This is a genomic window from Actinoplanes oblitus (assembly GCF_030252345.1).
GTDB lineage: Bacteria > Actinomycetota > Actinomycetes > Mycobacteriales > Micromonosporaceae > Actinoplanes > Actinoplanes oblitus.
The window spans coordinates 3,841,116-3,863,143 of the sequence record NZ_CP126980.1 but is presented as its reverse complement, the minus strand read 5'-3'; the positions used below and the strand labels follow the sequence as shown (position 1 = coordinate 3,863,143).

Annotated in this window: 18 protein-coding genes; 10 read left to right on the top strand and 8 right to left on the bottom strand. The window is 73.7% G+C overall.

The annotated features are described in order from the left end of the window. Positions 1-52 precede the first annotated feature (52 nt). Together Actob_RS17325 and Actob_RS17320 are read left to right on the top strand one after the other, a co-directional pair. Entirely contained in the window at positions 53-388 is a 336-nt protein-coding gene (locus tag Actob_RS17325) for a VOC family protein (protein WP_284921238.1), read from the top strand. Positions 389-509: 121 nt separating this feature from the next. Then, positions 510-1,682: a MalY/PatB family protein gene (locus Actob_RS17320; RefSeq protein ID WP_284921237.1), complete on the top strand. Its 1,173-nt coding sequence runs from the start codon at positions 510-512 to the stop codon at positions 1,680-1,682. Positions 1,683-1,732: 50 nt separating this feature from the next. On the opposite strand, the gene Actob_RS17315 is transcribed toward Actob_RS17320, so the two are convergent. Then, a complete protein-coding gene (locus Actob_RS17315; protein ID WP_284921236.1) occupies positions 1,733-2,590 on the bottom strand; it encodes a hypothetical protein in 858 nt (285 codons plus the stop codon). 209 nt (positions 2,591-2,799) lie between these two features. Here Actob_RS17315 and Actob_RS17310 point away from each other — a divergent pair, with 209 nt between their 5' ends. Then, on the top strand, positions 2,800-5,295 hold the full coding sequence (locus Actob_RS17310) for an ATP-dependent Clp protease ATP-binding subunit (protein WP_284921235.1): 2,496 nt from the start codon (positions 2,800-2,802) through the stop codon (positions 5,293-5,295). A gap of 21 nt (positions 5,296-5,316) precedes the next feature. On the opposite strand, the gene Actob_RS17305 is transcribed toward Actob_RS17310, so the two are convergent. From Actob_RS17305 to Actob_RS17290, 4 genes are all read right to left on the bottom strand, one after another. Further along, a complete protein-coding gene (locus tag Actob_RS17305; RefSeq protein ID WP_284921234.1) occupies positions 5,317-6,663 on the bottom strand; it encodes a M1 family metallopeptidase in 1,347 nt (448 codons plus the stop codon). Next, positions 6,660-10,508, bottom strand: coding sequence for a Pls/PosA family non-ribosomal peptide synthetase (locus tag Actob_RS17300; RefSeq protein WP_407653665.1), 3,849 nt, complete (start codon positions 10,506-10,508; stop codon positions 6,660-6,662). The genes Actob_RS17305 and Actob_RS17300 overlap by 4 nt, the downstream gene beginning before the upstream one ends. A gap of 248 nt (positions 10,509-10,756) precedes the next feature. Next, positions 10,757-11,170, bottom strand: a complete 414-nt coding sequence (locus Actob_RS17295; RefSeq protein WP_284921233.1) for an ester cyclase — start codon at positions 11,168-11,170, stop codon at positions 10,757-10,759. Positions 11,171-11,225: 55 nt separating this feature from the next. Next, on the bottom strand, positions 11,226-12,065 hold the full coding sequence (locus Actob_RS17290; protein WP_284921232.1) for a patatin-like phospholipase family protein: 840 nt from the start codon (positions 12,063-12,065) through the stop codon (positions 11,226-11,228). A gap of 180 nt (positions 12,066-12,245) precedes the next feature. On the opposite strand from Actob_RS17290, the gene Actob_RS17285 reads away from it, so the two are divergent. Continuing rightward, on the top strand, positions 12,246-13,049 hold the full coding sequence (locus Actob_RS17285; RefSeq protein ID WP_284921231.1) for an ATP-binding protein: 804 nt from the start codon (positions 12,246-12,248) through the stop codon (positions 13,047-13,049). Beyond that, on the top strand, positions 13,046-14,269 hold the full coding sequence (locus Actob_RS17280; RefSeq protein WP_284921230.1) for a PP2C family protein-serine/threonine phosphatase: 1,224 nt from the start codon (positions 13,046-13,048) through the stop codon (positions 14,267-14,269). The genes Actob_RS17285 and Actob_RS17280 overlap by 4 nt, the downstream gene beginning before the upstream one ends. Positions 14,270-14,402: 133 nt before the next feature. Here Actob_RS17280 and Actob_RS17275 read toward each other — a convergent pair whose 3' ends face one another. The 3 genes from Actob_RS17275 to Actob_RS17265 form a co-directional block, all read right to left on the bottom strand. Beyond that, positions 14,403-15,350: a calcium/sodium antiporter gene (locus Actob_RS17275; protein WP_284921229.1), complete on the bottom strand. Its 948-nt coding sequence runs from the start codon at positions 15,348-15,350 to the stop codon at positions 14,403-14,405. A gap of 108 nt (positions 15,351-15,458) precedes the next feature. Further along, positions 15,459-16,715 (bottom strand): 3-phosphoshikimate 1-carboxyvinyltransferase, encoded by a 1,257-nt coding sequence (gene aroA, locus Actob_RS17270; RefSeq protein ID WP_284921228.1) that lies wholly within the window; start codon positions 16,713-16,715, stop codon positions 15,459-15,461. Between the two features lie 114 nt (positions 16,716-16,829). Further along, positions 16,830-17,207 carry a VOC family protein gene (locus Actob_RS17265; protein WP_284921227.1) on the bottom strand — a complete coding sequence of 126 codons (378 nt, stop codon included), beginning with the start codon at positions 17,205-17,207 and terminating at the stop codon, positions 16,830-16,832. A gap of 89 nt (positions 17,208-17,296) precedes the next feature. On the opposite strand from Actob_RS17265, the gene Actob_RS17260 reads away from it, so the two are divergent. The 5 genes from Actob_RS17260 to Actob_RS17240 all read left to right on the top strand — a co-directional run bounded on the left by Actob_RS17260 (position 17,297) and on the right by Actob_RS17240 (position 21,989). Beyond that, positions 17,297-17,692, top strand: a complete 396-nt coding sequence (locus Actob_RS17260; protein WP_284921226.1) for a DUF3224 domain-containing protein — start codon at positions 17,297-17,299, stop codon at positions 17,690-17,692. Further along, positions 17,685-18,239: a MarR family winged helix-turn-helix transcriptional regulator gene (locus Actob_RS17255; protein WP_284921225.1), complete on the top strand. Its 555-nt coding sequence runs from the start codon at positions 17,685-17,687 to the stop codon at positions 18,237-18,239. The genes Actob_RS17260 and Actob_RS17255 overlap by 8 nt, the downstream gene beginning before the upstream one ends. Before the next feature lie 99 nt (positions 18,240-18,338). After that, positions 18,339-18,983 (top strand): SRPBCC family protein, encoded by a 645-nt coding sequence (locus Actob_RS17250; RefSeq protein ID WP_284921224.1) that lies wholly within the window; start codon positions 18,339-18,341, stop codon positions 18,981-18,983. Between the two features lie 97 nt (positions 18,984-19,080). Further along, positions 19,081-19,284, top strand: coding sequence for a hypothetical protein (locus Actob_RS17245; protein ID WP_284921223.1), 204 nt, complete (start codon positions 19,081-19,083; stop codon positions 19,282-19,284). Further along, positions 19,251-21,989, top strand: coding sequence for an ATP-binding protein (locus tag Actob_RS17240; protein ID WP_284921222.1), 2,739 nt, complete (start codon positions 19,251-19,253; stop codon positions 21,987-21,989). The genes Actob_RS17245 and Actob_RS17240 overlap by 34 nt, the downstream gene beginning before the upstream one ends. Positions 21,990-22,028 lie beyond the last annotated feature (39 nt).

Here is a 22,028-nt window from a genome sequence, read left to right as displayed (position 1 = left end):
TCCGTGGTCAGCACGGATGCCCGCGGCACCCGCCGGGCGGCAGGCTTTCCCCATGTCCATCAAGACGATCATCATTCCGGTACGGGACCTGGCCGCCGCCCGGTCGTCGTACCGCAGCGTCCTGGGCGTCGAGCCGTACGCGGACGAGCCCTACTACGTCGGCTTCCGGGTCGAGGACCAGGAGATCGGCCTGGACCCCAACGGCCACAGCCACGGGATGACCGGTCCGGTCGGCTACTACCACGTCGATGACGTCACGGCGTGCCTGCGCGCGGCGGTCGGGGCCGGCTGGCACGTGCGTCAGGACGCCAAGGACGTCGGCGGCGGACGGCTGGCCGCCGTCGTCGAGGACCCCTGTGGCAACGTCCTCGGCCTCCTCCAGCGCTGAGCCCGCACCGATCCACAACGGAGGGACCGGTGCGGGGAGCCGGCGGCAAGCCTCCGTCGCCGCCGCGCCGGCCTCGCCCAGCCCGTGTTTCGGACTCCGAAACACGGGCTAGCATCGCGTCATGCTGGATGACCTCGACCTGGCGTCGTTGCGCCGGCGGCCGGGCGTGAAGTGGGCGGACGCCACGGCGGCCGGAGCGCTGCCGGCGTGGGTCGCCGACATGGACTTCCCGGTTGCCGAGCCGATCCAGGCGGCACTGGTGGACGCCGTGCGGACCGACCTCGGATATCCGTTCTGGGACGATCGGCCGGAGCGGAATCCGCTCGGCGAGGCGTTCGCCGCCCGGATGGCCGGCCGGTACGGGTTCACCCCGGCTCCGGAACACGTCCGGGTGTACACCGAGGTGATCCAGGCGCTGCAGGCGATCCTGCACGTCGCCACGGCCCCGGGTGACTCGGTGCTGATGCACGTGCCGGCCTACTCGCCGTTCCTGGCGACCCTCACCGCGATGGGCCGGCGGCTGGTCCCGGTTCCGCTGGCCGACACCGCCGCGGGCTGGTCGTTCGACGCGGACCGGATGGCCGCCGACGTGGCGCGGACCGGAAGCCGCACGCTGATCCTGGTCAACCCGCAGAACCCGACCGGCCGCGTGTTCACCCGGGCCGAGCTCACCGCCGTCGCGGAGATCGCGAACCGGTACGACCTGCTGGTCATCGCCGACGAGGTGCACGCGGACCTGACGTACGACCCGCACCGGCACCTCCCGGTCGCGGCGCTGGCACCCGAGATCGCCGCCCGCACTGTCACCCTGCAGTCGGCCAGCAAGGCGTTCAACCTGGCCGGGCTGCGCTGCTGCGTGGCACACGTCGGCCATGCCGGGGTGCGCTCGGCGCTGGACACCCTGCCGTCGCTGCTGCTGGGCCAGCCGGGCAATCTCGGCGTGCTGGGCACCCTGGCGGCCTGGCAGCACGGCGACGCCTGGCTCACCGAGGTGCGCGCCCTGCTGGACCGCAACCGCTGCCTGGTCGCCGCCGGGCTGCCGGCCGGGGTGGGCTACCACCTTCCGGAGGCGAGCTACCTGGCGTGGCTGAATTTCCGCGCGCTCGGTCTCGGCCCCGACCCGGCCGCGCACTTCCTGGAACGGGCCGGGGTCATGCTCAGTCGCGGGCCGGAGTTCGGGCCGCCCGGCACCGGTTTCGCGCGCCTCAACTTCGCCACCGGCCGCGCGGTCCTGGACGACATCCTCGGCCGCCTCCGCACCGCGTGCCCCACCCCGTCGGAACCGGGTCGGTAGCCGGATCAGCCCGCCGGGCCCGGGCGGGAGCATGCGATCCGCACCCGGGACTACCCGGGTAAGTGAAGATCTTGATGGCCGGTCTCCGGTACCGCGACCGTGTGCGTGCCCGGACCGGCGCCGAAGCGGACCCGGTACCCGGTGGGCGGGCCGGCCGCCGCCCAGCAGGCCCCGACGACCGTCGCGGCCCGCCCGTCGACCCGCACCGACGCGCCCGGCGGCAGCGCGTCGTACGCCTCGGCCAGCAGCGCGTCCAGGGTGTGCCGGGCGCCGTCCAGCGAACCGCGCAGGCTCGTCGACCGCAGCTCGCGACCGAGGACGATCGCGGCGTCCCGGATCCGCCGGTCGGCCGCCCGGTCGCCGGCGGTCAGCGCGGCCTCGACGCGCGCCCACAGCCGCCAGCGGTCCTCGTCGAGCAGGTGGCGGGCGGCCCGGTCGAGAGCCCGGCAGGCGATGTCGACAGCCGTCTCCTCCCCCAGCTCGGCCGCCCAGGCCAACTCGTCGGCCGGCGGCAGCAGATCGGGCGACTCGTGCTCGAGGACGGCGTAGAGCATCGCGATGATCGTCTCGCGGCCCTCGCCGTGATAGAGCGGGCCCGACCCCCCGCTGTCACGCAGCGGCGGGAACCGGCGGGCCAGGTGGGCGGCGCGGCCCAGCGGCAACTCGGCAGCGGTCCGGGTGTCGTGCACCCGGGAGTGGAAGGTGCGTTGTTCGCGGGCGGCGAACACCCAGGCGCGGTGCTCGTCGGCCGGCAGGCCGGGCCGCCGGGGCTCGGCGGAGGCCGCGGCACGCTCCGCGAGCAGGCGGGACGCCACCGAGTAGGCCACGCCGAGCTCGGCGGCCAGCGCGCGGACCGCCCTTTTGCGGGCCCGATCGGGTACGGATCGTCGGTTCCGGGTCTCGTTCATGGCCTGCCTCCCACGCTCATCGTAGGCCGGATCGTTGTAGGCTCGTGGTGCAGCCGCGCCTGCACGAGCGTCGCGGGGTCGCCCACGCGGACCCCGCATCGACGCCAAGAGGCCCCGACTCAGCGCATGTGACACCTGCCGGTTCCGCACGTCTGCGTGCGCCTCATCGGGCGGGGTGCGTGGGGCTTCGCCACGAGGACGTGAGTGACGTGTTCGAACGTTTCACCGACCGTGCCCGCCGGGTGGTCGTCCTGGCCCAGGAAGAGGCCCGGATGCTCAACCACAACTACATCGGCACGGAGCACCTGCTGCTCGGCCTGATCCACGAGGGCGAGGGCGTCGCGGCGAAGGCCCTGGAGAGCCTGGGCGTCTCCCTGCAGGGCGTCCGCCAGCAGGTCGAGGAGATCATCGGTCAGGGCCAGCAGTCGCCGAGCGGGCACATCCCGTTCACCCCGCGCGCCAAAAAGGTGCTGGAGTTGTCCCTGCGCGAGGCGCTGCAGCTGGGGCACAACTACATCGGTACCGAGCACATCCTGCTCGGCCTGATCCGCGAGGGCGAGGGCGTCGCCGCCCAGGTCCTGGTCAAGCTCGGCGCCGACCTGAGCCGGGTGCGCCAGCAGGTGATCCAGCTGGTGGCCGGGCACGGCGAGACGGAGTCGTCGTCGCCGGCGTCCGGCGAGTCCGCACCGGCCGGTTCGCCGCTGCTGGAGCAGTTCGGCCGCAACCTGACGCAGGACGCCCGGGAGGGCCGGCTCGACCCGGTGATCGGCCGGGAGAAAGAGATCGAGCAGGTCATGCAGGGCCTGTCCCGGCGGCGGAAGAACAATCCGGTGCTGATCGGCGAGCCCGGCGTGGGCAAGACCGCGGCGGTGGAGGGTCTCGCCCGGGCGATCGTCTCCGGTGACGTGCCCGACACGCTCACCGACAAGCAGCTCTACACCCTGGACATGGGTTCGCTGGTGGCCGGCTCGCGGTACCGCGGTGACTTCGAGGAGCGCCTGAAGAAGGTGCTCAAGGAGATCCGCACCCGCGGTGACATCATCCTGTTCATCGACGAGATCCACACCCTGGTCGGCGCCGGCGCCGCCGAGGGTGCCATCGACGCCGCCTCGATCCTCAAGCCCATGCTGGCCCGCGGCGAGCTGCAGATGATCGGCGCGACCACGCTCGACGAGTACCGCAAGTTCGTCGAGAAGGACAAGGCGCTGGAGCGCCGGCTGCTGCCGATCCAGGTGGGTGAGCCGTCGCTGGCGCACTCGATCGAGATCCTGAAGGGGCTCCGGGACGCCTACGAGGCACACCACCGGGTCACCTACACCGACGCGGCGCTGGTCGCGGCGGCCACCCTCGCGGACCGGTACATCTCCGACCGGTTCCTGCCGGACAAGGCGATCGACCTGATCGACGAGGCCGGCGCCCGGATGCGCATCCGCCGGATGAGCACGCCGCCGGACCTGCGCGAGCTGGACGAGCGGATCGCCCAGGTGCGCCGGGACAAGGAGTCGGTGATCGACGCGCAGGACTTCGAGCGTGCCGCCGACCTGCGGGACCGGGAGAGACGGCTGCTGGAGGAGAGGGCGCAGCGGGAGAAGGAGTGGAAGGCCGGCGACCTGGACGTGGTGTCCGAGGTCGACGACGAGCAGATCGCCGAGGTGCTGGGCAACTGGACCGGTATTCCGGTCTACAAGCTCACCGAGGAGGAGACCTCCCGGCTGCTGCGCATGGAGGATGACCTGCACAAGCGGGTCATCGGCCAGGAGGACGCGGTCAAGGCGGTGTCCAAGGCGATCCGGCGGACCCGGGCCGGTCTGAAGGACCCGAAGCGGCCGTCCGGCTCGTTCATCTTCGCCGGCCCGTCCGGTGTCGGTAAGACCGAGCTGTCCAAGGCCCTGGCGGAGTTCCTGTTCGGCTCCGAGGACGCGCTGATCCAGCTGGACATGTCCGAGTTCCACGACCGCTACACCGTGTCCCGGCTGGTCGGTGCCCCGCCCGGCTACGTGGGTTACGACGAGGGCGGCCAGCTGACCGAGAAGGTGCGGCGCAAGCCGTTCAGCGTGGTGCTGTTCGACGAGATCGAGAAGGCCCACCCGGACGTCTTCAACACGCTGCTGCAGATCCTGGAGGACGGCCGGCTCACCGACGGCCAGGGCCGGATCGTCGACTTCAAGAACACCGTCATCATCCTCACCAGCAACCTCGGCACCCGGGACGTGGCCAAGGCGGTGTCGCTGGGCTTCCAGGCCTCCGAGGCCGAGGAGTCGAACTACGACCGGATGAAGACCAAGGTCAACGACGAGCTGAAGCAGCACTTCCGCCCGGAGTTCCTCAACCGCATCGACGACACGATCGTCTTCCACCAGCTGCGCGAGCAGGAGATCCTGCAGATCGTCGACATCTTCACCGCGCGCATCGAGCGCCAGCTGAAGAACAAGGACATGGGCCTCGAACTGACCGACAACGCGAAGCGGTACCTGGCGGCCAAGGGCTTCGACCCGGTGCTGGGTGCCCGGCCGCTGCGCCGCACCATCCAGCGGGACCTCGAGGACACCCTGTCCGAGCAGATCCTGTTCAACGAACTGCGCCCCGGCCAGACCGTCGTGGTGGACTGCGAGGGCGACCCGGCCAACGTGGACAAGTCCAAGCTGGTCTTCCGCGGCGCCGAGAGGGCGGGCGCGGTGCCGGAGGAGGTCTCCGCCACCTCCTGACCGGAGGTCCCGGCGCCGGGGTCAGAGACCGAAAACCGGCAACCGGGGCAGCGCCGGGCGGTCCAGCCACGCGTCGAGCAGATCGTCGACGGGCCTGGTGGCGAACCGCCTGGCGTGCGCCCGGAACTCCTCGGTGGTGACGGTGGCGTGCTGATGCTCGGCGACCCAGGTGCGCACCATGGCGAAGAACGCCGCATCGCCGATCCGGGTGCGCAGGGCGTGCAGCGTCAGCGCGCCACGCTTGTAGACGATCGGGTCGAACATCCGGGCCACGCCCGGGTTCGCGATGCTGATGGTGGCCGGCTGCGCCGCGAGCCGGGCGTGCCAGTGCGCGGCGTGCGCGTCCGCCGTCGGACCGCCGGAGACCGCAGACCACAACCATTCGGCGTACGTCGCGAAGCCCTCGTTGAGCCAGATGTGCCGCCAGTCGGCGACCGTCAGGCTGTTGCCGAACCACTGGTGGGCCAACTCGTGGGCGACCAGCCGCTCGTGGGTGCGCTGCCCGTCGAGGTGGTTGCGGCCGAAGACCGCCATGCCCTGCGCCTCGATCGGGTCGTCCAGGTCGTCGTCGGCGACCACCACCACGTACTCGCGGAACGGGTACGGGCCGAACAGGCCCTCCAGGGCGGCCATGATGTCGCCGTGCCGCCCGAAGTCGTGCCCGAGCACGGTCCGCAGCCGGGGCGGGATCGCGGCACGCTGCGGCACCCCGCCCACCGCCAGATCGACCAGCTCGTAGCGGCCGATCTGCACACCCATCAGGTACGGCGAGGTGGGCTCGTTGCGCTCGTACACCCAGGTCTGGGTGGCGGCGCGGCGTCGCCGGGAGACCAGGTCGCCGGTGACCAGCACGGTGTACGGCGCCGCGGCGGTCAGCGTGACCAGGAAGGTGGCCTTGTCGGCGGGCCGGTCGTTGCACGGGAACCAGGACGACGCGCCGTTCGGCTGGCTGGCCACCAGCGCGCCGTCGGTGAGCTCGTCCCAGCCGATGTCGCCCCACCGGCCCGAGATGGGTACCGGGGTGCCGGCGTACCGAATCTCGATCTTGAAAGTGGCGCCGTAACCGATCGGCCGGTCCGGTTTGATCCGCAGCTTGCCGGGCCGGTGCAGGAACTTGGCCGGCTGGCCGTCGACCCGGACGTCCTGCACCCGGAAGGCGCCCAGGTCGAGGCTGAACCGGGACAGCGACTGGACGGCCCGGGCGGTGATGGTCGCCTTCCCGGCCAGCCGGTTCGTGGTGATCCGGTAGTCGAGGTCGAGGTCGTAGTGCAGCACGCGGTACCCGCCGTTGCCGTGCGCGGGCAGGTACGGGTCTGTCGAGTGCTCGGCGCCGGGTGTGGCGCCGAGCGGCCCGGCGCCTGGGGTCATGCCCAGTTCGCGATCGGGTTGCCCAGCCAGCGGCTGTCGGCGGGCACCGCGTCGCCGCGGGTGACCAGCGAGCCGGGGCCCACCGTGGTACGCGCGCCGATGCTCGCGCCGGGCAGCACGATGCCGTGCGGGCCGAGCGTCGCGCCCGCGCCCAGAGTCACCTCGTCCATGCTCATGATCCGATCATGGAACAGGTGGGTCTGCACCACGCACCCCCGGTTGACGGTGGCGCCCGGGCCGAGCCGCACCAGGTCGTACTCCGGCAGCCAGAACGTCTCCAGCCAGGCGCCCCGGCCGATCCTCGCGCCGAGCGTGCGCAGCCACAGGTTGAGCAGGGGTGTGCCGGTGGCGAACCGGAACAGCCACGGGGCGGCGAGCACCTCGACGAACGTGTCGGCCAGCTCGTTGCGCCAGACGAACGACGTCCACAGTGCCCGCTCGGTGACCCGGAACCGGCCCACCAGCAGCCATTTCGCGGCAGTAGCGACGAGCGCGCCGGAGATCGCGGCGGCCAGCAGCACCGGTCCGGCGGCCAGCGCGGCGGCGACCGCGCCGGCCGCCGCCCAGATCCGGGCGAGGGCGGCGAGGACCAGGACGGCGAGGCCGCCGGCGAGCATCACCGGGACGATCCGGCACAGTTCGATGGCGGCGCGGGCCAGCTTGAGCCGCAGCGGCGGCTGGTAGGTGCGGCTGGCGTCGGCCGCCTCGACGGTGCGGCGCAGCGGCATCGGCGGGGCGCCCAGCCACGACGTGCCCTTCTTCGCCTTGCGCGGCGCCGACGACAGCACACCGACCAGGCCCCGCTTGGGCACCGAGCGGCCGGGCGCGGCCATCCCGGAGTTGCCGAGGAACGCCTGCTTGCCGATCCGGGCCGGGGCGACCCGCAGCCAGCCGTGGCGCAGCTCGTAACTGGCGACCATGGTGTCGTCGGCCAGGAACGCGCCGTCGTCGACGGTGGTCATCACCGGCAGCGCCAGCACCGTCGACGCCTCCACGTTGCGGCCCACCTTGGCGCCCAGCAGCCGCAGCCACACCGGCGTGAACAGGCTGGCGTAGAGCGGGAACAGCGCGAACCGGGCCATCCCCATCAGCCGCTCGGTGGTCCAGACCTGCCAGGCGACCCGGCTGCGGACCGGGTGGAAGCCGGCTCGCACGCCGAGGCCGAGCAGGCGGACCGACGCCAGGATGAGCAGGGCGTACGTCAGGAAGTAGGCCACCGCGGCGGCCGGGACCAGGAGCAGCGCGGCGCCGGGGGTGGACTGCCGGGCCAGCAGCGCGACGGCGGGCAGCACCGCCACCACCGGGATCACGCCGAGCAGCTGGGCGGTCAGGCTGTACCCGGCCACCCAGATCTTGGCCCGGTGCTCGGGACGCTGGGCCGGCCAGCCGGCGGTGCCCTTGGCGGCCGGCGCGGCCGGAGAACCGGCCCAGCGCTGGCCGGCCGGCACCGCGCCGGTGACGGTCGACCCGGCGGCGATGTCCGCGCCCTTGCCGACCCGGGCGCCGGGCATCAGCGTGCTGCGCGAGCCGATCCGGCTGCCGGCGCCGACGCGCAGCTTGCCGACCCGGACGACGTCGCCGTCGACCCAGTGGCCGGACAGGTCGACCTCGGGTTCGACGGCGGCGCCGCGGCCGAGTTTCAGCAGGCCGGTGACCGGCGGCGCGGAGTGCAGGTCGACGTCCTTGCCGATCTGCGCGCCGAGCGCCTTCGCGTACGTGATCATCCAGCCGGCCCCGGCGACGCCGGTCGCGCCGGTCAGCTCGGCCAGCCGCTCGGCCGCCCAGAGCCGCAGGTGCACACCGCCGCCGCGGGGATAGTCGCCCGGGCCGACGCCGCGCAGCAGCAGCCGGGCTCCGGCGGCGGCCACCGCGATCCGGCCGGGCGGGCTGAACAGCAGCACCCCGCCGGCCGCGATCCACCACCAGGAGACCCGCGGCGCCCACGGCACCAGCAGGTTGCCCAGCGCCGCGAGCACGGTGATCCAGCGCAGGCCGACCAGCGCCAGCATCGGCAGCATCAGCAGGGCCTGGAACAGCCCGGTCCGCCGGGGCGTGGGCCGGACCTCGCGGCGCACCGCCGTGGAGGTGTCCAGCGCATCGATGACCGCCGCCATGTCGGACAGCACCGGGTGCTGGTAGACGTCGGCGACCGAGACCCGCGGGTGCTTCGCCCGGATCCAGGCGACCAGCTGGGCGGCGCCCAGGCTGCTGCCACCGCTGCTGAAGAAATCGGCGTCCGGCGCGGACGGGCGGATCCCGAGGACCTGCTCCCACCCGCCGGCGAGCCACTGCTGGGTGGCGGTCAGCTCGTCGTCCGAACCGCCGGTGGCCAGCGGCCACGGCAGCGCGGCCCGGTCCACCTTCCCCGAGGTACGCGTGGGCAGCGACGCCACCTCGGCCAGCAGCGGGACCAGCGCGGCCGGCAGCTGCTCGCGGATCCGCAGCGCAGCCGCGGCGGCGTCGAACCCCTCGCGCGGCACCACGTAGCCGACCAGCAGCTGGGTGCCGGCGGCGGTCCGTTTCACCGCGGCGGCCGCACCGGCCACCCCGGGCAGGGCCTGCAGCGCGGCGTCCACCTCGCCCAGCTCGATCCGGCGCCCGCCGAGTTTGACCTGCTCGTCGCCGCGGCCCAGGAACAGCAGCCCGGCCGGCTCGGCGCGCACGATGTCGCCGCTGCGGTACGCCCGCTGCCAGCCCATCGACGGCAGCGGCGCGAACTTCTCGGCGTCCTTGGCGGCGTCCAGGTAGCGCGCCAGGCCGACGCCGCCGATCACCAGCTCGCCGGACTCGCCCATGGCGACCGGATCGCCGGCCGCGTCGATTACCGCCAGCTCCCAGCCGGCCAGCGGCAGCCCGATCCGGACCGGCCCCTCGCCGGTCATCCGCGCGCCGCAGGCCACCACCGTCGCCTCGGTGGGCCCGTAGGTGTTCCACACCTCGCGGCCCTCGACGGCGAGTCGCTCGGCCAGCTCCGGCGGGCAGGCCTCGCCACCGAAGATCAGCAGCCGGACCTCGTCGAGCGCCTCGACCGGCCAGAGCGCGGCGAGCGTCGGCACCGTGGACACCACGGTGATCCGCTGCTCGGTCAGCCACGGGCCCAGGTCGACACCGCTGCGCACCAGCGAGCGGGCGGCCGGCACCAGGCAGGCGCCGTAGCGCCAGGCGAGCCACATCTCCTCGCAGGACGCGTCGAACGCGACCGACAGCCCGGCCAGCACCCGGTCCCCCGGGCCGAGCCCGGCGGTGTCCTCGCCGACCAGGAACAGCTGCGCCTCGGCGTCGACGAACGCGGCGGCCGAGCCGTGCGAGACGGCGACGCCTTTCGGTGTGCCGGTGGAACCGGAGGTGAAGATGATCCAGGCGTCGTCGGCCGGTCCGGGCCGGCCGGGGCGGCCGCCCGGGGTGCCGCGCGGCGTCACGCTCAGCCCGTCGCCGATGACCGCGCAGACGGCGGCCTCGCCGAAGACCAGCTCGGCGCGCTCCTCCGGATCGTCCGCGTCCACCGGGACGTAGGCGGCGCCGGCCGCCAGCACGCCGAGAATCGCCAGGTACAGCTCGGCGGTGCCGGAGGAGACCCGGACACCGACCCGGTCACCGGCGCCGATCCCGTGCTCGTGCAGGGTCGTCCGCAGGGCGTCGACCTCGGCGGCCAGCTCCCGATAGGTCAGCTGGACAGCGCCGGTGTCGATCGCGTCGCTGTCCGGGTGGGCCCGCACCGTCGCGTCCAGGATGTCGACCAGCGTGCGGCGGGCCGGCGCGGACGCCGAGCGGAACACCGCCGGCAGGACCGGGCCCTCGGTGATCGCGGGGAACGCGAACAGTTGCTCGTCGGTCGTCACCGTCACCGGGCGTGCTCCATCTCCACCTCACGGCTGAACGTCGGCCCGGCGCACGGCACTCGGTCGCCGGGGCAGCGTTCAAAGCTACGCGAGGGACACGCAGGATGACGGTCAGATGACCGATGCGTGGTCACCGACACACCCATAATCGGCGGTTCGGGAGGCAATCCGGTCACGGTTCGCTCGCGGCGCTTCACGGTACGCGTCCAGCCGTACCGTGAACAGCGGCCGAAGCCGAGCGTGCCGCGCACCGGTCAGCTGACGTCGTGCACCTGCAGGATCCGCTGCAACTCGTCGGCGAGCACCCAGATCGCCGTCACCCGCCCGTCCTCGGCGAGGGTGAGCACGTCGATGCCGAGCCCGGTGACGGTCCGGCCGGTCGGGGCGATCTCACCCAGCGGGGTGGTCCAGGGGCCGGTGTGCCGCGCGGTGTGCCGGAAGGCCACCACCAGCTTGCCCGGCGCGGTCACCCGGTCGACGACCTCGATCTCGTGCCCGGTGAAGGCGCGGTGCAGCGTGCGGGCCCGCTCGACCAGGTCACCGACCGCCATCGGCGTGCCGTTGATGGTCACCGGATCGGTGTAGACAGCACCGAAACGCCCGTCCGGATCGGGCTCGTCGTCCGGCGCGACCCGCCACAGTGCGAACAACCGCTCCTCGACAGTCACCCATCGACGATACGCCCGGACCCGGCCGGGCCCGGGCCGCGACGCCGGCCCGGCGCTATCCCCACACCTCGCGCAGCCGCCGCGCTTCGGCGGCGGCCTGGGCGCGGCCCGCCTCCGCGGCCGGGCGCCGGCGGGCCGGGTCCAGCATGTTCCGGCCGATCGCGGCCCGCGCCGCCGCGTCCGGTGATACCACCGCGCCGCGGACGCCCGGCCCGAGCGCCGCCAGCTGGGCCGCCGGCCGGCCGGCACGCCGCGCCGACTGCGCGATCGGGGCGAGCACCACCACCCGACGGCTGCCCGCCGCGAGGTCGGCGTTGGCCACCGACCGGACCCCGCCGTCGATGTAGCGCACCCCGTCGATGGTCACCGGCGGCCAGGTCAGCGGGACCGCGCAGCTGGCCGCGACGGCGTCGACCAGCGACACGCCACTGCCGGCGTCGAAGATCTTCGGTGTCCCGGTCGCCGCCTCGACCGCGGTGATCAGCAGCCGGGTCGCCGGCCAGTCACGCTCGCCGATCCGCCGGGCGATCACCGCCCGGCGGTCCGCCTCGGGCAGTGTCCGGGCCCGCAGCGCCCGCCGCCCCAGCCAGGCCCGGCCGCGCGCCGGGTCGCCGGGCCAGAGGCCGGCGATCACGAAGCTCAGCAGGCCCGCCGCGCTGATCCGGGCGGCGATCTCCCCGGTCCCGGCGGCGCGTTGCGCCGCGAAGAGCTCCTCGATCGGTACGCCGGACAGCACCTGCGCGGCCACCACGGATCCCGCCGACGTGCCGACGAACAGCCCGGCGTCGGTCAGGTCGACGCCGTGCTCGGCCAGCCCGTGCAGCAGGCCGATCTCCCAGGCCACCCCGGTGACGCCACCGCCGCCGAGCACCAGAGCCTTGCCATCACCGTTCATGGATGGATCCAAGCACCCTTCGGCCGCCGGTCAAGCGGAGCCGGCCCGCCGCGCCCACGCAGAGAACCGCCCGGACGCGCCATCCGGCCGGTCACCCGAACGGGCGGCGCCTGGTGTTTACCGATCGCGTCGGCTGGCTACTGTGCTCATAACGACAGCCGACGAATCGAGGATCCTCCGATGGAGCGTCCCGTTCACATCGATGTCAGCGCACTAGAAACGATCCGTGTCGCGCTCGCCGGAGCGGTGATCCTGGTACGCCACGACGACGTGCTCTCCCAGCTCGACCAGGCGTTGAAGCTGGAGTCGAGCGTCCGGGTGTCCGTCGACCTCACCGAGGTCACCGCATTGGACTCCTCCGGCGTCGCCCTGCTGCTGCTCATCCGGCGCAGAGCGCTGCGGGCCGGCAAGACCTTCCAGCTGTACGGGGCCGCCCCCGCGGTGGCCGGGCATCTGCACCTGGCCGGGGTGACCTCGCTGCTCGGACTGGAGCCGCCGGGCGACGCCGCGCGCCTGACCACCGGCGAGCATCCCCCCGGCGGGGCCGGCATCCCGGACCATCACGACGCGGCGCTCGTCGAGATCCTCGACGAGCCGTTCGACCGGCACACCATCGCCACGGTCCGGCAGCAACTGGCCCAGTACGCCGCCGGCGTCGGCCTGTCCGATGAGGAACGGTACAAACTGCTGCTCGCGGCATCGGAGATCATGTCCAACGCGGTCCGGCACGGCGGCGGGCACGGCCGGATCAGGGTCACCGGCCGCGGCGACCGGCTGTTCCTGGAGATTCGCGATACCGGGCGCGGCATGGCGCGCCGCCACCTCGGGGAACAGCCCCGTCCCCGGCCCGGTCGGATCGGCGCCGCCGGGCTGTGGGTGACCCGGCGGATCTGTGAGCGGGTCGACATCGACACCGGTCCCGGCGGCACCACGGTACGGCTGGTCTTCGCCGTCACCGATGGGAGAACCGACCTGTCGTCATGAGCGGCGCTCAGCGGTACGAGCCGGGGCGGGACCTGCTCATCACGGCCTACCGGACCCTGGGCCGATCGCTGAACCTGCACCGCAACGGCGTGGCCGCGGTCCGGCTCGCCGTGCCGCGGCTGGCCCGGTCCGCGGCGCTGGTGCTCGCGCTCGACGAGCGGGAGGCGCAGTGGTGGACGCCGTCCGGCGCGGACGAGCACGCCGCGGTGGCCGGTCTGCCCGGCTGGATCCGGGCCGACCTCGCCGATGCCGGCGCTGGGATGCGCCGGCTGCCGCCGGGCCGGTGGGTGCTGCCCGACGGCGTGACGCATGACGGCCACGGAGTGGTCGTCCGGATCACCTGCCCGTTTCAGGGTCATGGTGCGCTGGTGCTGCTGCGCGACGGCGACCAGCCGCTCTTCGCCGAGTCCGACCTGTCGCTGGTGGCCGAGTTCAGCGGCGCTGTCAGCCGCGCGATGACGGGCGCCCTGCTCTACCGCGAACAGGCCCGGTTCGCCGATGCCCTGCGCGCGACGCTGCTGCCCGCCCCGCTGCCGGTCATCGCCGGCCTCGAACTGGCCGCGGTGTACCGTCCGGCCCGCGAGGCGCTCCGGATCGGCGGCGACATCCTGCACGTCGAGCCACGGGCCGGCGGTGGCGCGCTCTGCGTGCTGGGTGACGTGTGCGGCAAGGGCGTCGAGGCGGCGGTGGCCGGCAACCGGCTGCGGCAGGCGGTCCAGGTGCTGCGCCGGTTGACCGGGCGACCGCTGGAGATGCTCCAGGTGCTCAACGACACGACGTTCGATCCCGACGCGGCGGAGGCGACGCAGTTCGCCACCATGATCATTGGGGTTGCCGAGGCGCTCCCGCACGGCGGCGCACTGCTGCGCCTGGCCGCCGGCGGTCACCCACCTCCGCTCGTGATCCGGCAGACCGGCACGGTGAACACAGTCCACGTCGGCGGCATGATGCTCGGTGCCGAGCACCGGGCCACGTTCACCGAGGCGAACGTCTGGCTCGCCCCCGGCGAGACGTGCCTGCTCTACACCGACGGGGTGACCGACGCCGCGGGCGGCCCGCAGGGACACGCGTTCGGCCGGGACCGGCTCGCCGCCCTGGTCGCCGGGTACGCCGGCCGGTCCGCCGCACTGCTGGCCGAACGGATCGCGCAACGTACCGACGACTGGCTGGCCAGCGCCGGCCACGACGACATCACGGTGCTCGCCATCCGGGCCGGGTGAGCGACGTCCGTGCCATCGCCGGGCCGGATCGCACCTCGCCGGGCAGGGCGAGCGCGCCCCGGACCGGTCAGCTCACCGGGCCGCGGCCCGGGACGGGCCCGCGCGGACGCTCAGGTGGCGTCCGCTCCGCTGATCACGTGGTGAGCAGCAGCGGCATCGTCGCGGCGTAGGCGGCGAGCAGCAGCGCCGCCTCCGGCCGGGTCAGGGTCATGCCGCGGTGGAGCAGGGCCCAGGCGGCACCCCCGGTCAGCACCATGACCAGCAACAGCACGCCGCTCGCCGGGCCGACGCCGGCCGGCGCGGCGAGGCCGACCAGCGTGCCGCCGATCAGGCTGTTGAACAGGTTCGAGCCGAACAGGTTGCCGATGACCAGTTCGGACTCGCCGCGCCGCTGGGCCTGCACGGTGGTCACCAGTTCCGGCAGCGACGTGCCGAGGGCGACCAGCGTGCAGCCGATGATCAGCTGCGAGACGCCGAGCCGGGCGGCGATCGCCGACGCGTTGGTGACCAGCAGTTGCGCGCCGATCAGGACGCCGGCCAGGCCGGGCAGCGCCCGGAGCGGCTCGAGCCACGCGGGCCGGGTGGGCGTCTCGGCCACCAACTCGCTGGTCTCCCCGGCCAGCTCCGCGTTGCGGCCGCGCTCCGCCCAGCGGACCAGCAGCCACAGCGCCGCGCCGCTGGCGACCGCCAGGATCAGGCCGCTGAGCAGGTTGATCCCGCTCCAGGCCAGGATCGCGAACAGGACGGTTCCGGCGATGGCGAGCGGCACCTCACGGCGGATCACCGTCGAGGCGAACGCGACCCTCGCGATCAGGCCGGCGACGCCGAGGATCAGGGTCAGGTTGAGGATGTTGGAACCGATCAGGTTGCCCAGGGCGATGCCCGCGTCGCCACGGGCGGCCGCCACGCCGGAGACCAGGAACTCCGGCGTGGACGTGCCGATCCCGATCACCACGACGCCGACCACCACCGGCCGGATCCGCATCCGGGCCGCCAGTCGCGACGAGCCGATGACGAGATGGTCGGCCGCGACGGTCAGCAGCACCAGGCCGGCGGCGGCGAGCAGAAGGCGAATCAGCATGGCGGGCTCCGGGGACAGCGGGCGACGACTCGCCGACCAGGCTTCCCGGCACACCTGAGCCCACCGTATCGCTTCCGGGCCCGCCGCACCCGCGACGGCCGCCCGGCGTCAGTCGTGCCAGGTCCGCTGCAGGTCGGCGAAGGCCTGGTGGAAACCGGGGAACGTCTTGCGCACGCAGTCCGGGTCGTCGAACCGCACGCCCGGGGTGCGGATGCCCAGCACGCTCATGCTCATCGCGATGCGGTGGTCGGCCCGGGTCCGCACCAGCGCCGCCCGCGGCCGGCCGGGAACGATCTCCAGCCAGTCCGGCCCGGTGCTGGTCTCGATGCCGCACGCGCCCAGCGCGACGGCCATCGCGTCGATCCGGTCGGACTCCTTGACCCGGCAGTTACCCACGTCGGTGATCCGGACCGGTCCGTCGGCGTACGGCGCGATCGCGGCCAGCGTCATCATCGTGTCGCTGATGTCGCGCATCACGACCTCACCGGGGCTGCGCAGCCGATCCGGACCGGTCACCGTGGTCCGATCGTCGGCCACGACGACCTCGCAGCCCATGGCCGGCAGGATCTCGGTGGCGAACCGCAGGTCGCCCTGCCGGGAGTCCCGCCCGAGCCCCAGGACGGTGACCGTCCGCCCGGTGACGGCTGCCGCCGCGAAGAAGTACGAGGCGGTCGACGCGTCCGGCTCGACGACGAACTCCCGGGCCCGGTAGCCGCCGGGCGCGATGGTGATCGTCGACCCCCGCCGCGAGGCGTCCGCGCCGAAGTCGCGCATCATCGCCAGGGTCAGCTCGACGTACGGCACCGAGACCTCGTCGAGGACCTCGATGACCAGGCCGTTCTTGGTGCCGGGGGCCATCAGGCAGAGCGCGCTGAGGTACTGGCTGGAGGTGCCGGCGTCCACCCGCACCGGTCCGCCGGCCACCCCGTCGGCGGCGATCCGCCACGGCAGCCGGTCGCCGTCCGCCGCCTGCACCTGGACGTCGAGGGCCCGCAGCGCGCTCAGCAGCGGGCCCATCGGCCGGGCCCGCATCTGCTCGCTCGCGTCGATCACGTACTCGCCGGTGCCGAGCGCGGCCAGCGCGGGCAGGAAGCGGGCGGCGGTGCCGGCGTCGTGACACCACACGTTCGCCGCGCCGGCGAGCGGGCCGGTGCTGTTGCCGGTGACGGTCCAGACGTCGCCGTCACGCCGCACCGGGAAGCCGAGCTCGACCAGTCCGTTGGCGAAGGCGATGGTGTCGGCCGACTCCAGCGGCGTGATCAGCCGGCTGGTGCCGTCCGCGAGAGCCGCCAGGAACAGCGCCCGGGCGGTCACCGACTTGGAGCCGGGCAACCGGACCGTCGCCGTGCTGGATGTCGTCCCCACTGTGCCTCCCCGACCTCTGCCCACGGTTTGTCGCGAGGTCGACGCTAGCCAGTCGTACCCATCGGTGATCCGGCGGCCACGCCGGGTCTCGGAGGCCGGGACGTCCGCGGCCGGTCAGCCGTTCGGGCGGTACTCGACCGCCTGCAGCGACCACCGGTTGCCGTCCGGGTCCCGGAAGTACACGAAGTTCCCCCACGGCTGCACGTCGACCTCACTCGCCTCGATACCGGCCGCCAGCAGCTGTTCGCGGGCCGTCTCGGCGTCGGCCACCACCACCTGGATCTCCTGGGTGCCCGGGACCTTCTCGGTGATGCCCTCCCCGATCGCGATCGAGCAGGCCGAGCCCGGCGGGGTGAGCTGCACGAAACGCAGCCCCGCGCGGACCTGCCGATCGATGTCGGCGGTGAAGCCGATCCGCTGGTAGAACGCCTTGGCCCGGTCCACGTCGGCGACCGGTACCGGGATCAACTCGATCTTCCACGTCGATGTCATGTGCCCAGCCTGCCCGCCATTGCGGTCACCGGATGTCCGCTGGCCGGCCCCCGGACGCGATATATGACTGACTCATATATGGTGCCGGTATGACGACGACACTGGCCACCACATTCGAGATCAAGTCGTGGGACGAGAAGCCGTACCGGGAGCGGGCCGACGGCACCAAGCTGGCCCGCGCCGAGGTGGTGCTCGCCGGCGGTGAGCAGCTCACCGAGGGTGCCTTCGAGGCGCTGCTGTACTACCGCGCCGACGGCACCAGCACCTACGTGACGCTGATGTCGCTGGCCGGCACGCTCGACGGCCGGACCGGCACCGTGGTCCTGGCCGGCGAGGGCACCTTCGACGGCACCACGGCGCGCGGCGAGTTCCGGGTGATCGACGCGACCGGCGAGCTGTCCGGCCTCACCGGCACCGCCACCAGCAGCTCCACCCACGGCGACTATCCCTGGATGCCGCTCACCCTGGCGTACGACTGTGGCTGACCCGCTCAGTCCGGAGGCGAACGTGCTCGGCGCCCTCGCCCTGGTCCTCACCGACCAGATGGCGGCACGCGCGGCCACCGAGGCGGGCGAGTCCGGCGCCCGCGGCGCGGCCCTCTCCGCCCTCCACCACTTCCTGGACGCGCCGAGCGTCGACACGCTGCGCCGGGTCCTCGGCCTCACCCACTCCGGCGCGGTCCGGCTGGTCGACCGCCTGGTGTCGGAGGGCCTGGTCACCCGCGGTCCGGGCGGCGACGGCCGGTCCCGGGCGGTCACCCTGACCCCGGCCGGTCGGCAGGCCGCGGCCCGGGTGTCCGGCGCCCGCTCCACGGTGCTGGAGCGGGCCCTGCGGAACCTGAGCCCGGACCAGCGGGGCACGCTGCACGACCTGCTCGGCCGGCTGCTGGCCGCCGTGGTCGAGGACAAGGACGGCGGCGCCTGGATCTGCCGCCTCTGCGACCTGCACGCCTGCGGCCGCGACGAGGGCCGCTGCCCCACCGCGAACGCGGCAGCCGCCAAGTACGGTCCCCCGCCACCCCGCGGGCGGTAGCACCGGGCCGGGTGACAGGTGTGCCGATGACCTGCGCCCCTGGGCCGCGCGGTACCGGCGGCGCGACGATGGGCGGGACGACCTCGGAGGGAGGCGGCCATGAACCGGAGATGGCTCGGCGTGGGCACGGCGGCGCTGCTCGTGGCGGTGGCCTACGCGCCGCCGGCCCGGCGCTGGTACCTCACCTACGGCGCCACCGCTGCGGAGGCCGCCCGGCCGTTGCCCGGCGACGACCTGGTGCCCCGGCCGCGGGTGCAGTCGACCCGCGCCGTGACGATCAACGCGGCGCCGGAAGCGGTCTGGCCGTGGCTGGTCCAGATGGGCAGTGGCCGGGCCGGCGCCTACACCTACGACTGGATCGAGAACCTGTTCGGCCTCGACATGCACAGCAGCGACGTGATCCTGCCGCAGTTCCAGGACCTGTCCACCGGTGACGTGCTGCCGCTGGGCACGGACGGCCCGGCGATGCGGGTGGAGATCTGCGATCCGGCGCGCACACTGGCGCTGCGCTCCACCGACGGCGCCTGGCTGTGGACCTTCCAGCTGGACGACCGGGCGCCGGGCACCCGGCTGCTGAGCCGCAACCGGATCAGCGTGCCGGACCCGACGTGGGTCCGCAGGCTGGTCGACCGGCTGCTGATGGAGCCCGGATCGCTGATCATGGAGCGGCGGATGCTGCTCGGCATCAAGCAGCGCGCGGAGGGCCGCGTAGGTATGCCTAGGCCGCTCACGCGAGCCACCTAAAGCGACCTGAGCTGGGAAGATAGGTAAGCGCGCCGGATGTGGCAGTGATCCTGTCGATCGATGATGGACACATCGGACGACGATAGGGAGATCGGCCATGATGATGCACTCGGACATCCTGCTCACGGTGGCGAACGAGCGCCGCGACCAGCTGATCGCGGAGGCGGACCGGGAGCGGCTGGCGCGCGTCGCCCGTCTGAGCCGCCTGGCCCGCAGGGTGGTCAACGCCTCGGCGGTGCGCGGTCAGCCCACCAGTACGCTGGCGTCGTGCGAACGGTCCGCGGCGGTGCCAGCCCAGTGATGATCGGGCGGGAGAGCGAGCTGCGCCGCCTGGCGCGGCTCGCCTCCGCGCGTGAGCCGGCGGTCGCGATCATCGCGGGCGAGCCCGGGATCGGCAAGACGCGGCTGGTGCACGAGCTGCTCGGCACCGTGCCGGCCGGGACCGTGGTGCTGGTCGGGCAGGCCGAGCCGGGTTCGCTGTCGCGGCCCTACGAGGTGCTGCTGGACGCGATCGACGGGCGCCCGGAGGTCGACGAGGAGCAGCTGGCCGCGCTCGGCGACCCGCGGCGCAGCCCGGTCGAGCGGCTGCACGTCGGCCTGGCGATCGTCACCGAGCTGATCGGGGACGCGCCGGCGGTGATCGTCTTCGAGGACCTGCACTGGGCCGACTCGGAGAGTGCCGCGCTGTTCGAGCGGATCGCCGACCAGCACGGGCCGCACCTGCTGATCGGGACGTACCGGCCGGACGAGGTGTCGCACCGCCAGCCGGTGGCCGGGCTGCTGGCGCGGATGGAGCGACGGCACGCGCTCACCCACGTACGCCTCGATCGCCTGACCCCGGCGCAGACCGCCGCCATGCTGGCGGCCGCGACCGGCGCGCCGGCGCCGCTGCGCGCCGCGACGGCGCTGCATCACCGCACCGGCGGCAATCCCTTCTTCCTGGAGGAGCTGCTGCGAGCCCTTCCGGGGTACGACGTGGAGGGCCTGGTCGAGCAGCCCCTCCCGTGGAGCCTCGCCGACGTGCTGCGCCGCCAGGTCGACGACCTCGACCCGGTCAGCCACCGGATCGTCGAGGCGGCCACCGTGCTCGGCCACCGCATCCCGTTCGACCTGCTCGCCGCGGTGACCGGCAGCGGGGAGGACGAGCTGATCGCCGTCCTGCGCGACCTGGTCACCCGGGGCGTGCTGGTGGAGTCCGGCGAGGACGAGTTCGCGTTCCGGCACGCGCTGGTCCGCGAGGCCATCGCCGACCAGATGCTGGGCCGGCAGCGGCGGCGGCTGCACGAGGCGGCGCTGGACACGCTGCTGCGCGGCGGCACCTCCGATCCGGCCATGGTGGCCCACCACGCCCGCGGCGCGGGGCGGTACGACGACATGGTCGCCGCGGCCCGCGACGGCGCCGCGCTGTACCTGTCGATCGGCTCCGCCTACCAGGCGTTGCAGCTGGCCGAGATGGGGCTCGACGAGGTCGCCGACGACGCCGGCCTGCTGGCCTCGGCCGCCCGGGCGGCGTGGCTGGCCGGGCTGCTCGACGACGCGCTGCGCTACGGCCGGCGCTGGCGCGACCTCGCGGCCACCGCCACCGATCGCGCCGAGTCGCTGTACCTGCTGGTCCGGGTCGCCTGGGAGGCCCGGGCGACCGACGAGATGCGGGCGCTCACGCACGACATCGAGACGCTCATCGCGCAGCTGCCGCCCGGCGCCGACCAGGCCCGCGCGATGACCGCCATCGCCCAGTCGGCCACGCTGCGCGACGAGCTGGACGCCGCCCTGCTCTGGTCGGACCGGGCGCTGGCGCTCGCCGACGAGTTCGACCTGCCGGCGGTGCGCCTGGCCGCGCTGGTGGAGAAGGGTTCGGTGCTCGCCGACCGGCCGCGGACCGCCGCCGACGGCCGCAAGATCCTGGCCGGGCTGGTCGACGACGCGGAACGCGCCGGCGAGTGGGTGCTGGCCGCCCGCGCCCTGAACGCGCTGGTGCAGGGCGAGCCACCGACGTCGCCGGCCGAGCACGCCGCGATGCTGGAGCGGATGCGCGTCGACGCCGAGCGGGCCGGCTTCGAGTCCCTGGCCGAGGCCACCTATTACCAGAACAGGGCCCGGCTCGCCGTCCGCGCCGGCGACCTCGGTGGCGCGCTCACCGCCCTGGAGAACGGCCGGGAGCAGGACCTCAGCTTCCGCCGGCGCGGCCGGTGGGCCGACTATCACGGCGTCTTCCTGGCCGGGCTCTACCTGGAGGCCGGCGAGCTGGACCGGGTCGAGCGGCTGATCACCGACCTGGCGTCGCTGCCCAACAATCCGCCGGCGATGCTTCCCGGGCTGGTGTTCCACCTCGCCTGCCGCCGCGGTGACCTGCCCCGCGCCGAGGCGGCGATGGACGAGCTGGTCGTGGCCATCGACGAGCAGACCTGGCGCAGCGGCGAGCAGGCGCACGACCTGATCTCCGCGGCGCTGCAGGCCGGGCTGTCGCCGGACCGGCTGCAGCGGCTGGCCGGGACGCTGCTGGACGCCAGCGTGTGGGACGCGTACCGGACTGTCGTCGACGCCCAGCTGGCCGAGGTGCTCGGCCGGCACGCCGAGGCGCTCGAGCTCTACCTGTCGGTGGCCGACGCGCACATCCTCGGGCCGTCGACCCGCGGGACGGTGCGGGTCGGCGCGGCCCGCTGCCTGCTCGCCGCCGACCGGCGGGCGGAGGCGGCCGCCCAGGTCGAGGCGGCCGCGTCGCTGCTCGCCCAGTGGCGGGGCTGGCGGGTGGCGCAGCTCGACCAGGTCCGCGCCCGGCTGGGGATGGCCCCGGCCGACGCGGCGGCGGCGGTGACCGGTCCGGCCGCGCTGACGCCGCGCGAGCGTGAGGTCGCCGTGCTGATCAGCGACGGCCTGACCAACACGGAGCTGGCCCGGCGCCTCTACATCTCACCGAAGACCGCCGCCGTGCACGTGTCGAACATCCTGCGCAAACTCGGCGTCTCGTCCCGGACCGAGGTCGGCGAGCTGGTCGGCCGCCGATAACCCGCCGGTTATCGGCGGTTGCCGGCTTCGCCGTTGATC